Origin of the sequence: Paenibacillus sp. ACRSA (assembly GCF_022346845.1) — a bacterium.
GTDB lineage: Bacteria > Bacillota > Bacilli > Paenibacillales > Paenibacillaceae > Paenibacillus.
This window is the reverse complement of record NZ_JAKRNP010000009.1, coordinates 17,000-32,271: the sequence shown is the minus strand read 5'-3', so window position 1 is coordinate 32,271 and position 15,272 is coordinate 17,000. Positions and strand designations below refer to the sequence as shown.

General features: G+C 41.5%; 17 protein-coding genes. All 17 read right to left on the bottom strand.

Annotated elements, in window-relative coordinates:
• Positions 1-132: 132 nt before the first annotated feature.
• The 17 genes from MH215_RS29275 to MH215_RS21865 all read right to left on the bottom strand — a co-directional run bounded on the left by MH215_RS29275 (position 133) and on the right by MH215_RS21865 (position 15,234).
• The gene (locus MH215_RS29275; protein WP_239293311.1) at positions 133-1,704 is read right to left on the bottom strand and encodes a sigma-70 family RNA polymerase sigma factor; all 1,572 of its coding nucleotides are present in this window, start codon (positions 1,702-1,704) and stop codon (positions 133-135) included.
• Between the two features lie 406 nt (positions 1,705-2,110).
• Positions 2,111-2,602, bottom strand: coding sequence for a spore coat protein GerQ (gerQ, locus tag MH215_RS21945; protein WP_481857473.1), 492 nt, complete (start codon positions 2,600-2,602; stop codon positions 2,111-2,113).
• Positions 2,603-2,657: 55 nt separating this feature from the next.
• Complete coding sequence (locus MH215_RS21940) at positions 2,658-3,080, bottom strand: cell wall hydrolase (protein WP_239293310.1); 423 nt, start codon at positions 3,078-3,080, stop codon at positions 2,658-2,660.
• 160 nt (positions 3,081-3,240) lie between these two features.
• Positions 3,241-4,932: a hypothetical protein gene (locus MH215_RS21935; RefSeq protein WP_239293309.1), complete on the bottom strand. Its 1,692-nt coding sequence runs from the start codon at positions 4,930-4,932 to the stop codon at positions 3,241-3,243.
• Between the two features lie 204 nt (positions 4,933-5,136).
• Entirely contained in the window at positions 5,137-5,886 is a 750-nt protein-coding gene (locus tag MH215_RS21930) for an SDR family NAD(P)-dependent oxidoreductase (protein WP_239293308.1), read from the bottom strand.
• Positions 5,887-6,077: 191 nt separating this feature from the next.
• Positions 6,078-6,470, bottom strand: a complete 393-nt coding sequence (locus MH215_RS21925) for a DUF2500 domain-containing protein (protein ID WP_145047675.1) — start codon at positions 6,468-6,470, stop codon at positions 6,078-6,080.
• A gap of 164 nt (positions 6,471-6,634) precedes the next feature.
• The gene (locus MH215_RS21920) at positions 6,635-6,907 is read right to left on the bottom strand and encodes a hypothetical protein (protein ID WP_239293307.1); all 273 of its coding nucleotides are present in this window, start codon (positions 6,905-6,907) and stop codon (positions 6,635-6,637) included.
• A gap of 208 nt (positions 6,908-7,115) precedes the next feature.
• A complete protein-coding gene (locus MH215_RS21915; protein WP_239293306.1) occupies positions 7,116-7,532 on the bottom strand; it encodes a DUF7674 family protein in 417 nt (138 codons plus the stop codon).
• A 69-nt stretch (positions 7,533-7,601) separates the two neighbouring features.
• Entirely contained in the window at positions 7,602-8,180 is a 579-nt protein-coding gene (locus tag MH215_RS21910; protein WP_239293305.1) for a cysteine peptidase family C39 domain-containing protein, read from the bottom strand.
• Positions 8,181-8,299: 119 nt separating this feature from the next.
• The gene (gene yqeK, locus MH215_RS29270) at positions 8,300-9,457 is read right to left on the bottom strand and encodes a bis(5'-nucleosyl)-tetraphosphatase (symmetrical) YqeK (protein WP_343224605.1); all 1,158 of its coding nucleotides are present in this window, start codon (positions 9,455-9,457) and stop codon (positions 8,300-8,302) included.
• Positions 9,458-10,197: 740 nt separating this feature from the next.
• Complete coding sequence (locus MH215_RS21895; RefSeq protein WP_239293304.1) at positions 10,198-10,662, bottom strand: NUDIX domain-containing protein; 465 nt, start codon at positions 10,660-10,662, stop codon at positions 10,198-10,200.
• Between the two features lie 20 nt (positions 10,663-10,682).
• Entirely contained in the window at positions 10,683-11,183 is a 501-nt protein-coding gene (locus MH215_RS21890) for a GNAT family N-acetyltransferase (RefSeq protein ID WP_239293303.1), read from the bottom strand.
• 30 nt (positions 11,184-11,213) lie between these two features.
• Positions 11,214-11,948, bottom strand: a complete 735-nt coding sequence (locus tag MH215_RS21885; protein ID WP_239293302.1) for a class I SAM-dependent methyltransferase — start codon at positions 11,946-11,948, stop codon at positions 11,214-11,216.
• Positions 11,949-11,996: 48 nt separating this feature from the next.
• Positions 11,997-12,743, bottom strand: a complete 747-nt coding sequence (locus tag MH215_RS21880) for a class I SAM-dependent methyltransferase (protein ID WP_239293301.1) — start codon at positions 12,741-12,743, stop codon at positions 11,997-11,999.
• 94 nt (positions 12,744-12,837) lie between these two features.
• Complete coding sequence (locus tag MH215_RS21875) at positions 12,838-13,611, bottom strand: sugar phosphate isomerase/epimerase family protein (protein WP_239293300.1); 774 nt, start codon at positions 13,609-13,611, stop codon at positions 12,838-12,840.
• 44 nt (positions 13,612-13,655) lie between these two features.
• On the bottom strand, positions 13,656-14,732 hold the full coding sequence (locus MH215_RS21870; RefSeq protein ID WP_239293299.1) for a CHAP domain-containing protein: 1,077 nt from the start codon (positions 14,730-14,732) through the stop codon (positions 13,656-13,658).
• 22 nt (positions 14,733-14,754) lie between these two features.
• The gene (locus MH215_RS21865; RefSeq protein ID WP_239293298.1) at positions 14,755-15,234 is read right to left on the bottom strand and encodes an RNA polymerase subunit sigma; all 480 of its coding nucleotides are present in this window, start codon (positions 15,232-15,234) and stop codon (positions 14,755-14,757) included.
• Between the last annotated feature and the right edge of the window lie 38 nt (positions 15,235-15,272).

Here is a 15,272-nt window from a genome sequence, read left to right as displayed (position 1 = left end):
ACTCTAAACTACACAGTCAATCCGTGTCCTATGACACTGAAATGACGTAAACTAGCTTTTTCTTTTACAAATAACATGAAAACGCCATTTCTTTAACATATTTGATTAGTACGAAACAGGTTTTAGATGCAATTATTCTACTACAATTACACGCTTGGATATAACATCCCAGCGCCAGCGCGGTTCCTTGCCTTCCTCGTTACTTAACCCGCCGAACCAAGCTTTCTCTCTTCGAAGGCTTGCCCAATCCACATCCTCATCTAATACCTGAATTCCAATAGGGGTTAAAGAGAGAACGGCATTCCGAAACTCATCACTATGCTGCTGAAAATCAGGAAAGCTCGTTGCACCCGTTAGCGAAAGTAAAGCATCTGGCTCAGATGACATTCTGCGTAGATGAGCCCAATACTCCAAATCCCCCATCCCAAGCCAATGAAGCTGGTCACCAACATGCTTGAATAGTGGATAAGGATGGCCGATCCCCTCTCTGACCGCCTCTAAGGTAGTCTGTTCGATGATCCCCAATCCATTCTGGATCGAAGGCAGTCGGGATAGATGAGCCTGAAATGCAGGTTGTGCAAAGGGATAAGCAGATGTGTCTTTGGTTAAGAACTCGATATGATCCTGGATGTTCGGTGAGGTGTATGCTTCCCAGAACAAACGGCCAGCTTCCATTTCCTCAGCCCCGATGACATGCCATGTCCCGGATAAGCGACCAATTTGTTTAGGTGTGAGTTGTCCAAGCCCTCGGAAGTGTTCAATCTCGGGATGAGAATCAATGCATAACAGATGCAGGGTAGTATCTCCGAGCGATTGTCCTTGGAAAAAGTGTAGTAGGTACGATAGCATCGTTTGATCATACAGGTCATACTCAAACCACAAAACAATCTCCTTTTCGTTATGCAAAGAGTGGAGTTTCTGTTCCAGCTCAGCAATTTGTAAATAAACGGATTGAGGAATCCCTAGCTCATGTTCTAGATAGGCTGCACGTCTACTTCTTCCCTCCTGCTCCGCCATGTCCCGATAGACAGGGCCAAATGGGTATAGCTCTTTCCAGACGAGAACTTCCCCCTGAATTCCACTCTGTCTGATACGCTCTGCTGCATGATCGCCATTCGTAATATGAAGCATGCCTTTTCCTCCTTCATAGAGATTGGTAAATACGGAAGTTACGTCAGCCACAGGGATGTGGCGTCTAAGTTTTGTGCGAGCATCAAACAATCTTTTTTTCAACGCCGAGACAGATACATTCAAAAATTCTGAAATTTCGCTCAGCGAGTACCCTTTGAAATAAAACATGTCTACAACAAGCTGCATCGATGAGGGTAAACTCCCAATTAAATCATACAACATACGATTTTGTTCCTTCAGTAACATTAGCTGTTCGGGATCGTTCGTCTGATCTTCTTTGTGTATATGCGAGAGCTCCTCTACAGGAATGGTGGCATGCCGTTTACGTCGCAACCAGCGGTAACATTGTCTCTCTACAATCACTTTGAACCAACCAGGAAACGCCTCAGGCTTGTCCAAACGAGTCAAATTCGAGAACGCCTCGGTGAAAGCTTCCTGTACGACATCTTCAGCCCAAAACTCGTCCTTAAGTATATGGAATGCTACCGTATGAGCCATCCCCCGGAATTGCTTAACCAGATGCTCGTACGCATCGGGCTCACCGCGCACAGCACCTTCAATCCATGATTTCACTGCTAACCAGTTCCTTCCTTATGTCGAACGTATTGAATCTTCTATCTGTCAGTCTCAAACATGATGCATCTTCTGTTCCAATGCTCATGTCTTATCTATAAGTGCCACAACTTGATCGTAAGGTTACTTCATTGAATTAAATTTTTCAAACCTGTAGTAGATTAGACATTCGAGTTGAAAGTAACGCTGTAATCCTTTTATCCGATTCTAAGTATAGATCAATAAAACGAGATAGAGCTATGTCTGAGTTTAAACTGGGGCGTTTCTTAGAACGCCGAAGCGAGAGATTTAAGATATGCAATAAAATAAAAGACTGCTTCTGAATGTAGAATTCACGCTACACTCAGAAGCAGCCTATGGAGAACTATGTTCTAGGTATGTTACTTATCGTCCTATATGTTAAGGACTAACGTCTGCTCGGTGCTTGCGGATAGTTACCAATAACACCTGGATATTGGTACAACAGCGGCTCATCAAATGTTGCGTAGTCGAAGTTAACCATCAGCAACATAATACGTCTGCCTGTTTTTGGATCACTAATGATAATATGGTCACGACCTGCTGCTTCAATAATACCTTGGAAGATCCGTGCATTCCATTCTTTGTTTCCTTCATACGTCATATAGAATGTACCGAATTTACCCAGATTAAGGCGCAGGATATTCTCGATGTAAGATTGTTCAAACTGTGGCGCTGTTGTTGTTACAACAGTTCCTGTAGGTGTCATTGGGCTGCCACTGGATACGAGCGGCGGAACAGATGTAGAGCTTGGTGACACCATTCCAGGTGTTGGGGACATAGAAGGTGCTCCGTTACCGATTTTGTAAGCTGTTCCTTGTACTTGCGAATTCGCTTGTTGACCCATTACCTGTGTTGGCTGATATGGCTGATTAATCATTGATGATTCCTCCCAAAATTAATTTCTTAACAGCAATAGCTTAAACAAATACGTACTAATAGACCTCTGGACAGTCATCCCCTGTAGGACTAAAGAAACAATGTGCTTTGAAACGGCCGGTATTTTGCTGGTCATACCACGTTGGCGGGCAATCGCCTACAGGACGGAAAAACCATAGCGAATTGCTGGCTGGCCATATGCGCTCCCCGTTAATTACGCGCTGGGCTAGTCGAATCTCGGATTGTCTGGCTCGCTGATAAAAATAACCCTTCTGCGTAGACTCGAATCCACCGGGGTTCTGGAACACCATGCGATTAATATCCCGGATATCCCGAAAATCCAAGCAATCCACCAGAACTCGGTTTACGCCAACGTTACCGACTAACAACATGCCTTGCTCACCGTCACCCTCAGCCTCTGCTCTCAACAGCCTTGCAAGCAGCTTGACATCTTCTGAGTTGGCTTTGATTACAGCCATGTTCTGCTTCCTCCTCTGCATCAGCTCTTCATCACCATATATCGTATTGTGCAGGAGCCTATTCGGTGACAAGATGATATCGAATTTTCACAAAAAAAAGCCCGGAACCTCAGCACGTGTGAGATTCCAGGAGATCAAATTTCCTATATAACCCGCCTATTTAAGGCTTGGCTTCTGCCCAATAATCATAAGCATGTACAATATTACCTTGATAAGCTTGGAAATCAGACAGAAGGTTAGGTAATAAAGCTAATTGACGTTCCATCTCTGAGGCGCCTGCCTCATAAAAGGAAATGTGCTTGCCTTCAAAATTCTCCTTCATTTCGACCGAAATCATTAACGGTTTGCCTAATCGATCAGCTATCTCCATCTCCTGACTAACAACAGCCGCTATGCCGTTGGAGCCTTCGGCTGAATTACGGAATGCCATAAGTGACACATGATCTAATGTGTCAATCATAAACTCACTGACCGAGACGTCCTTACCTGGCAGTGGAAATGTATCAAGCCAGATGGCCAAATCTGCACTCGTTTCCAAATCGCCATGTCTTTTCGTTTCTTCGTGGAAATAAGCAATATTGGCTGCCCACTCGCTTAACAGCGTATCCCGATCTGATTGCCATTCAGGCAAGGTGTAAGGCTCAATGTCGAGATGAATCCCCTTAAACTGTTCAGCAGCTTCAACTTCAGCGTTATAATTCGTTACATAATCAATTAAACGTTGAATACGTGGGCGATTCTCGGCTTTCCCCCAGATCGGATGACCGCCCATAGCATGAATCTCGATCCCTTGTGCCGCAGCACGCTTCACAAATGATCGGTAGCTAGAGTACGGCTGCTCCAGGTCAAGGCGTACATACAAGAAGTTAATATTTTTTTCTCTAGCAAATTCGAGAATATGCTCCCCACCATCGTTAGTTACCTGAGAAGCCTCCCAGATGTAAGTTCCACGGATTTTGGGTTGACTCACTGGATTATCTGGAGCAGGTGCCGGTTCATCTTCTGGAGCTAACTGGCTCCAGTACACAATATCATGCACTGCTGCTCCAGCATAAGACGTGTGGTCACGGAACGAATCTGCTACTTCACTCAATACAGCTTCAAGCTCGGCTGTTCCTTTATCTGCAAATGTGGTGAACTCTTCACCAGGCATTGGTTTGGTGTTCACCCCAACAGTTACAGATACGCCTTGGGCATCTGCCTCGTTCATATCCTTTTCAATTAAGCGAATAATTCCGTTATTGCCTTGTGCAGTATCACGGTATACGAGCAAAGTAATATGATCAAACCGCCCAATGAACCAGTGCGATAACGTTTCGTTATCCGCATCTTGGGTTGTTCTTTTCCCTGCTACTGTATAAGAATTGAGCCAAAATGGTAAATCGACATTCACCTGAATGTTTCCAGTCTGTTCTACCTGTTTCTGTAACAAGGTCATATTATTCATCCAAGATTGCACTAACGCTGACGCATCCGTATTCCACGCTGGTAGAACATAAGGCTTAATATCTAGATGAATCGCGTCAAACCTTTCTGCAGCTTCCACCGCAAGATTATACTCACTCACCCATGAAGCTAATCGAAGCATAGGACCTTCACGACCTTCGATCGCCCAAGATGGGTCGCCTCCGAGTGCTTCCACGGTAATACCCGCCTCAGTCGCTTTGGCAATGAATTCACGATATATCTCATTTGAAAGGTTCATATTCACATTTACATAGAGTCTGTTAATCTTATGTTTAGCTGCATTCGCAAGCAGCTCATCTCCTCCGTCACGGATCGAATTCGCCTGCCACACCCAGGCAGCTCTAACATCAGGGCTAGCCTCAGCAGTCGATTCAAAGCCAGTCATGATGATCCCTCCAATCAGCAGTAAGAGCCAAAGTAGCCTCCGGGATGATTTCCCGAACATAAATTCCCTCCATTCGTAGATTGTTATAAAATCACATTCATTATAGCAACCGAGTTATTAAAATCAAATAAGCCCAAGTGCTTAACTTGGGCTTAAGTGTGCTATATATTAAAGTCAACGTACCAGATTGAATAAATCCCGGTTTTAGTCCTCATATATCATTTTTCGAGTCATACCTCCGTCAATAATCAGGTTGGTCCCTGTGACAAAGGTATTGCTCGGATCCGACAAATATAAACATGCGCGGGAGATATCCGAAGGAATGCCCACACGTCCAGCAGGATGCTGCTCATGATCCGCTTTTTTCAATTCATCAACGTTTCCTGTTTCAATCCACCCTGGACTGATACAATTGACCCGAATATGATCTTGACCAAGTGAGACTGCCATAGCATGTGTAAGAGCGACGATAGCTCCTTTGGATGCTGCATAAGCTTCCGTCTCAGGCTCAGACATCGATGCTCTTGTCGATGCCATATTGATGATGGCACCTCCATGTTCATTATTCTTCATATGCTTCGCCGCTTCACGGCTAGCAAGAAAGGTACTTCTTACATTGGTATTAAGCACATCGTCCCATTCATCTACCGTGAGTTCGTAAGGAGATTTCCATCTAGCGACGCCTGCATTATTAATCAATATATTAATTTGATCGTATTCCTCAAGCGTTGTGTTGATCAGGTTCATAATTTCTTCCTCTTTCCGGACATCACACTGAACAAAGATGGCTTCGCCCCCTTCATTGCGTATGGAAGCCGCTGCTGCTGCGCCCTCTGCTTCCTGGTAGTCCGCCAATACCACTTTTGCACCTGCAACGGCGTAAGCCTCAGCCACACTCCGGCCAATCCCCTGAGCAGCTCCTGTCACAACGACGACTTGATCTGTGAATGACATAACTATTCCTCCTCTATAATCTATGAATTAGGATGACCCTTATCTGACAAACCTATGTCGAATGAAGGCATCAGTGATTAGGAAAAAGAACCTCTCTTATATATAAAAACACGTTTACCCTGTTAAGAAACGCTTGTCCACCAAAAAGACATTAAAAAAAGCTTGCGCCGTGATGGCGCAAGCCAGTCGAATTATCCGTGCACACGCTCTGTATACCGTCGATTGTTACGCTCAAAGCCTACATAACGTGTGCCCTTGAAGGAAAGACGCCCTTCATCCCCCTCCGAGCATAGACCGTACTCTTCTCCCCTCACTTTGAACTCGAGACGATCCCCACTCTCCACTTCAAAAGTGACGTAGTATAATGTACGGGCTGAACTGCCAGATTCAGCGTGCGACTGACTAACCTGCATTCTCCTGCCTGTAATTCGTGAAGGGACCGTAAGTAAGGGTTCGGTATTATTACGTCCCCATCTCCACACTTCTTTGCCCACGGATAATAATACGATACCTATAATCAGTACAAACACAATTGGAAAGACCGTTCCAAACAAATCAAACATCCATGATGATTCAATGCCCATGTCTCTCCCTCCGTTCATATACATTACCTAGGAAAGCCGAAGTCTTGACCTGTTTCAGTAATGTATATGCGGCCAGGCATAAAACTTGTTCATTGGATTAAATATTTGAGTAACTAAAACGAAAGAGCCGAAAAATGAACATAAACGTTCATCTTTCGGCGGAACTAACCTTGGTCTGAAGCACAAGCTCCGTTTTTTATCGTGATCGAAGCTACTAAGAAGTATAGATCCTCATACATGTTCAACTCTTGAAATACACATTTTCTTGTCTCATGACTGACCAAATCTTGATAAACTACGATTGCTTGTGATTTCTGATTTAAAGGTCGAATTTGATACGTCACTTTCGCGCTGAATGTATTGGTCTTCTTCGAGATATGTGTAATCTCTACTTCGATGCCGAATTGCTTTAACAGATCGTGAGTATTGCTCACCATATCCTTCTGATCATCATCCTACGCTATTTGTTTCAATACTTTTGCAAACAGGTCAATCATGAACAGCTCTTTTTCTTGATCCGTTTTGCGATTGAACATGCTTGAAGAAACACCCACATCATAATACTTCATCCATTTTTCAGATGGTTATTCGACTCCGCTATTGTTTGCTCCTCAAGGAAAGGACTCAGTACAATTTGAATAGCTTCTAATTCTTAACGGGTCCACCGAGGTAGTCACTTTTGCCTTCCCAAGCATTTATTAAATGTGTCCACCATTCAAGTGACACTGATCCAAGATGTGTCTCAAATGCTGACAATGTCAACTTCTCATCACGTAGAATATGATTCTGAATATCCTCCAAAAGACCTACGGATGCTAACACTCTAACATCCCTGTCTCCATCAGTATGTAGAAGTTCTATGGTTTCGAATAGCTTATCAAATTCATCGGTTTGATTGTTCTTATACATAGCAACAATATGTTCAGCCAAATCAGACATTTCCACATATAGCAGCCTTTCTTCGCCTTCTTCGTAATTTTCTTTCATATAATTCTCTGATCGTTCCTTATAAGAAGGGCAACTATCAATTAACAGGTTCATAACCTTATCTAGCACAATCATTTACTTCTCCTTCTCTGCTTTTTCTATCTACTCTTATCCATGCTCCTCTATCCAACGAACTAACGGACTCTACTTGGGCTTAACGACGATATACGAATTTTGGCAAAAAGGAAGCCAAGTTCTCCATAAGCCATCCAGCTCACGAATTGCAATTTTTCTATTATAATGCGCTTCGTTACAGTTAATGGTATGACTTAATGAATCTACTAAATAAAAATGCGTTTCATCATAACCTACAACTGGAACAAAATGCAGATATCGTTGCTTCGGGTTCACTCGGATGAACATAATCACAGGGTTACCTAGACTTATTTGCTTCTTCAGCGTGTTAACATCTCCCCGAAGGTAGGACGCATCATACCCTAATCTTTTGAAAAAGACAATGATCCCCTTAGGACTAATGGTTCCATCCAACAATTTTCTTGGATACTTCTCATATAATTTCTGACCATCGGCTTCGACCCCAAAGTGTCGCAGAACAAAAGCACTAGAAAATGCTGCACATTCATAATGGTCTTGCATAGGCATCTCGTTGTTCGATTCGATAAAATAAGCGTTCGGGACGGCCTGAGTATCAATCTGATCTTTCCTCGGAAACTTATAATAATACCAAATCACGACAAGTACAATGATGAGTCCAAGTGACATAGTTGTATCTCCTTATGAGTACGATTGATTTATGCTCAATAAAATCTCCGGTTATATCGTACAATTTCACGTTCTTTTTCTAAGAATTATCCAGTGTTCGTTTCATCTCGCTATGAAACTCATCTTGTCATCTTCTTAAAGTCTTTTTTAATCAAAGCATAGATGACGTTATCTACAAATCGGTTCTTCCAGTAGTAATTATCCTTCAGTAAACCCTCTGCTTGGAAGCCTATCTTCTCAAGCACCCTTCTTGAGCCTACATTCTCAGGTTCAACAAAGGCTTCAATTCGGTTTAATTCAAGCGTATCGAACCCATACTCAATGATCTTCCCTAAGACCTCTGTCATAACCCCTTGGCGCCAGAATTGTGGCGTGAGCTCATACCCGATTGCAGCCTTATGATGATTCTTCGCCCAACCGTGAAACCCACATGTCCCCACAACTCGGTTGTCAGACTTCAGAGCGATCCCCCAGCGAATAGCCTGTTTGTTCTCGAACCTCTGATGCCAGGTTTGAATGAGTTTCTCTGCTTGTTCAATATTCGTAAAGCTCTCCACGTCATAATATTTCGTAACCTCATCCAGTGAAAAGGTTTGAAATATATCTTTCGCATCATCATGTGTGATCTGTCTTAGTATAAATCGTTCTGTTTCTAATTCAGGAAACGTAGACATAAGCTCTGCTCGTGCTTGAATTAGCCATGGATGTATCAATTTTAGCTTCAAACGATTCTCCCATACCTGATTCAGATAAATCAGAATGCCTTCATTTAATCTCATTTCATCCACTTTGTGTCTAGCATCAAGTAAGTATTGATGATCCCCTGGAAGTTTCCAAGAAATTTTGTCTGAAATGAAGAGAACCTTGTCCAAGAGAGATGCTTTTGCTTTCAAAGTTGTATGACATTCGATTGCGTCTAATATCTCTTGATCGGTGATGTTGAAGATTTCCCTCGCCATAGCTTTGGACAGTTTCTGATGCACGATGCGACCATAGGTGTACTCTTCATACATAATTTCAATAGATAGTTTCTTCGCTAAATCCAACATTCCAGTAACAGGAACAACATTGCTAATATCGTGAAGTAAAGCAGCCTGTTCCGCTTTTGCAGGATCAACTCCATAAAGTGTAGCGACACGTTTGGCTTCGGAAGCAACCGAGAGTGTATGTGCCAGAGTTTCATCATCTTCATGCGCTGCAAAAAAGGCTTCAATGTCTTTCTTGAGATCACCTGTACATTGCATGTGCTTTAGGTATGTTTGGAGAGCTTCATTCATATCGAGATCCACCTTTACTATGATCTTGGCTATTTCTCTTAAATAAGGTTCGCATTTTATATAAAATCCAAGTCTTAAAAAGTGACTCAGAATTCTTATGTATAGCTACTTTATTTATCAATTGAAAATCAGATCGTGTTACTGTCATCTTACACGTTGGGGTCACTGAATGAAGACAGATCCATTCGTCAAATCGAAGCAATCCTTTTCCAGATGGTTGGAATTCAGATTTGGGAAGGATGTATATCATGCCCTCTGTCCATGGGTTATTTCGAAACGTGGATTCATTAATCGAATAATAATGATATGTTCTATTTCGACCACGGATACATCCATTACGGAAACTTCCTACTAATTTGTGCCTATCAAATATAGCAAAGAACGTAGCCCACAACGGCTCTGTAGAAGCAAAGACCGCCTTCGTAATCTCACCAGTATATAGTGTCTGTTCAAACGGTTCAAAATGTTCAAGATCATGATGATTCGAGCCGTGAAAAACGTATTTGCCTGTCAGAGATAAATAATGCAAAAAGCGAGACTTAGGATAATGCAATGAATAATCAATGAATTGGCTCTGATCTATCTGTTTAGATAACTCTTTATACTGTTCAAGTTCATCGAGAGTAAATATTACTTTCGGTGAACGAACTAACAATAATGATAAGAGTACTGACATCATCTTTTGTCTAATCCTCCCATACAAAAATTCTATCCATTTGAGTTGATCTCATGTCTTTTCATCATGTTCTTAACAGATCAGTAATTTCTTCTTTCAGATCATAAAAAATAGGTCTTTGTACAATATTGATGTCGTCCACGATAATATCTTCAATGCTCTTAAACATAAGCTGTAAGGATTCATTTTGTGGATCTCTATATGTGAGATTCAAGCCATCCTCAGCGAGTTTACCATCCAAGTCAGCTTCCACGTTAAACAAGAACATTACAAATACAACTTTATTGCCGTCAGGATATGTATACTTCATTCGTTCTCCGGTATAAATCGCATGTAAATCATATTGCTTAACCGTAAGCCCCGTCTCTTCTTTTACTTCTCTAATCATAGTCTCTTCAATGGTCTCACCAGCTTCCATTCCGCCACCAGGCAATCCCCAATCACCATAATCTGATCGTCTCTGTAATAGTATTCTTCCACAATCGTCTTGGATAATGGCTCCGCCTGTAACAATAATATTTCTACCCATCGTTTCCGTCCTATTCATGGTTAGGATATGTGCAATACGTACTTCACTTGCGTTTTATTTTGTCCTTGGATCGTTTCAGTCTTTTCTGTAACTACTACAAAGCCTCTCTTCTCATAAAAGGCCCTACCTACCAGATTGTCTTTGCCGACCCATGCGAATAATTGATGAATAGGTTGTAAGATTTGAATGTACTCTTGAATAAAACCATTACCAATGCCCATTTTGTGAAACTCAGGTCTTACATAAATTCGTAACAATTCAAACTCCTCTTCAGACACTTGTCTGGTTTGAGCGTATCCAACAGGTTTCTCATTACATTCTGCAATTAAGAAACTTCGCTTCGCACTCTGAAGATCTCTCTCAATAGATAAACGTAAATTTTCACTAGAATACGCTCTACTGATAAAATTACGGATGTACTCCTCATTGTAGATCTCACCATAAGTACACGTCCATGTCTCGTGCGCTATGGATTGAATGTAAGGGATATCCTCATTTGCAGCAAACCTGATTTTAACCATGCAGCTACCCCTCTCCCCAAACTATGAATTTTAGGAACACGCAAACACATGAAAAGAAGTACCTTCCCCATAGCCATCCTTCACCTCATGTAACTGGATATGTTGAAAACCGTTGGCTTTAAGGAGTTGCTCAAACTCTTCCATATCATAAAGGCGAACAGGAAAATCCATAATCTCGGTTTTCTCGATGATTTGATCTTTAATCAGTTGGTACTTTAACCTCGTGATAAGTGTTGACTTCTCCTGGTCGTAATGAGCTTTTTTATATAAAACAATCGTCTCATCGTTCAATTTCTTTTGGCTCTCTTCTCTCCAGTCTGCAATCTCCTCAATCTCGTTACCTTTTAACATAATCGTTAATAGGAGACGTCCATCTTCCTTTAGTGCGCCCCTCAAATTCGCTAAACTTAGATGAATCAGTTCCGTTGGCAATAACGAGAAAGAACCAAATGGAATCATAATTAGATCGTACTGATCAACTGCAACAAACTCTTCGATTTTATGAAAGTAGACCTGAGGTGTTAAGTTTAATGCATTGCCTTTCTCCCTACACACCTTAAGCATATCCTCTGAAATATCAAATCCCTCAATGTTAATGCCACGTTGCATAAAAGGAATCAGCATTCTCCCATTTCCGCACATGGGTTCAAGTACACGAATACCTTCTCGATCAGCAAAAGAAAGGTAGAAATCAAGCTCTTTGCCTTCTGCAATCGATTTATCCACTTCATACATTCTAGTGCACAGTTCTCCGTAATAACTCATTCTCTATTTTGCTCCTTTGCATGAGGTAAACACCTAGCATACTGTCTTTTATCGTTTTCTTGCCTTGATTACAAAGGTGACTGGAAACATCGATGCTCTTTTTGCGAGATTATTCTCTTCAGCGTGCTGTTGAAGGATTTCTTGATCTGTTTCTTCGATCATTTGTTCAATGACAAACCCTGCCGTAGCCAGTGCATTTATATATGTGGATAATGTCCGATCAGATAAGGTTAACTCGCCTTGAACATCAGCGGGATTGACCAAATACCAGGATTCATCATGATAAGGCTTGTTCAATATAAATCTATTATTTTCTTCAACCATACATCTATGTATAGGGTGGGACCAGCTGAAAATGAATACTCCGTCTTGTCTTAAATACGAAGCGATTCTCTTGAAGGTACCTTCAAGGTCGGTTGTCCAGCCTATCGCATAGATTGAATACACGATGTCGAAATAGTCAACAGGTACGCCACATTCTTCTTCCATCGGAGAACAGATTAATGTTGCTGAAAGACCACATGATGTTAGATGCTGCTCTGTCTTTTCAATTTGATTCTTAGAAATATCCATTCCCCATAGCTCAGCCGCTTGGCGCTCTCCGTGGTACTGCAAAGATTGGCCATTGCCACAGCCTATTTCTAACAGCTTTTTGCCAGAGACATCGCCGAAAAGCTGATGTTTTTCTTCTGATACAAATGCTCCATATAGCGGAAGTACGATTGCTTTTAAAAAATCATTTGCTTGGGTATCCCAATATAAAGTGTTCGTTTGGTGTACACTCTGCTTATTCAACCTATTGTCCCCCCCGTTTTTCTAGAAAAGAATGCTCATCTGACTGTACTCTTTCATACATATGATGCTTCAAGATTTGCTTCATTTCTTATTTTTATGAATTAGACAATCTAATAGCTTCCAGCTGCTGCGCTTTAACAAACGCTTTCTCCAAAAATGCTCTAATGGATAACTCTTCATAGTCCCAGTTCATAGGCTCTAATGCAGTTGCACCCGTATAACCTGTACCTGCAATTTGATTCATGGTTGTAGACCAATCAATGGATCCATCGAAAGGCAGCCCATGTTGCTCCCAACTTCCATTGTCATCATGTAAATGTACTGCCATTAATCTAGAACCATACATAGATAACAAATCTTTGCTAGGATAATAGCGGTAGTGGTGTCCACAGTCATAACAGAAACCGATCCGCTTGGAATCCACTTGATCAAGTACCTGCGACAAATTAGTAAAGTTTCTTAAATTCTCAAACGCCACATTTACATTAAATTGCTCTGCTTGTTCTGTTATTCTCTTAACTCTCTCTACTCCCAATGTATTGTACGGATGATCTTCACTCGGAAGATGTACAACCATTGTTGGCATCTCATACGCGTTGCAGTCCACGATACACTGTAAGTAACTATTGGTAACGCTTTCGCCATTCAAATTATCAGTCCAAAGATCATGTTCATTATGGATTGGCGCGTGGATATTTTCTATAATAAGTCCTGCTTCTCTTGCAAGCTGCGGCCCGCTTCGGTAGTCCCCTCGACCAAAATGTTCACTCCACCATAATAGAACACCATCGAATCCAGCTTCTTTAATTAACTCATAACGTTCCTTCATCGATACTTCATAACCAAACCAATCATAGATCGTTACCATACATCTCTTCCTCTCTTCGATTGAATTGTTGCTGTCAGTTATAATTAAAGTATAGGATCGTATATGCCATTAAAACTGTAAAGATATTCATTGTCGATTCGGATATAACCTAGAATACAATGACTTCTGCTCCTCTTCACTATGCCAGAATAGTTCTCGTTATCCTTGTTCCCCTCGGCGACTAGTATAATATCATCGTCAAGTTCAAGCACAATCCCTACATGATCATGCGAGTCGTCAGATAACAGTTTCTCATATATAACGATATCCCCACGTTCAGGTTTGAAGTTATAATCTTGATCACGGTGAAAAAAACCTGTTTCTGGTAGTTGTGACCATTCTAACATTGCACCAACTCCAGCTAAACGGTATTTTCCACTGGGGTAACGGATAGGTAGAACAATCCCTGCTAACATACAGCAATGATATACAAACGCCGCACACCAATTGCCTTGTAAAACTTTATGTATATCTTGATCGGGCCAATACTGACAAATTTCACAATAGCGTTGATCCCCCGAGATGCCAACAATAACTTGTCCTGCTAACTGTTCCGCTATATTGGCTAACCCTTGACGTTTATCAATGATATTGCTGTGAGTGCAGCTATCCGTAGCAGTTATCTCATCTATGTCTATATGATTGATTGAAACGGATAGTTCATTAAGCGTATTTACAAGCCTTTGTGCAGAGGACTGCGATATAGGTTGGTCAATATGTTGGACATACTGATGAAGGATAACAGCATCTTTGATGATTTCATCATAAGGGTCATGAACCTGCATAAGGTGATCTTGGTAGAATATTGCTCGTAGAATGCTACGCTGCTCCTCCTTATAGAAGATCTGCAAGTCTCTTAATAAAGGTCTTACAGTCTCAGCACTATTCACGCCAGGGTAATGAGCAATTCCCGTTTTATAATAATAAAATTGGTGGAGCAATCCTGCGATTGCACTAATCTCAGGCTCTAATCCTCTCTTTAGTGCAAGAATCGACGCATATGATGACACCCCATAAAGGTCTACCGAAGCTTGATGTCGTTGAACAGAACTATCCATATTGAATATCATTTCATTCACAAGTGTACGGATTTGATCCATCCGTGATGTTACGATTCGCATAAATCATCCCATCCTATTTACTCTACTGTAACGGCATAAATGCTACTTTCCATATGTTGTTTTCATCTTTAATCATTGCAAAATATGATTTTGCTCCTGCCTCTTTCTCATATTCTATATATCCTTCGTATTCACCTTGCTCGTAAAATTCACCTTGTTCAATATTTCTGAAATTAGTTATCATTTGCTCCTTATCACCTCGATCCTTTGCTGGGATCTGTTGATCTTCCAATCTCGACCAAGCTACAAAACCTTCTCTTTGGGTATACAAGGTGTAAGTAACGTCATAGTCCCCCTGATAACTGGAGTAAACATACATTTTGGCAACACTCATGGGCTCTACATCTAACAATACGGATTCATCTAATTCATCTTTTAATTGCTCATAGATCCGCTGCTCATCTTGTTCTAAGTCAAAAGACAAACTAGACTGCGGCTTAACATCACCATACCCGGCTATAATCATTGCGCAAAAAGAAATAAAGACTAACACATATTTCATGATTAGCTCCTTCTTCCCTGTTTGACGTAAGATAGACC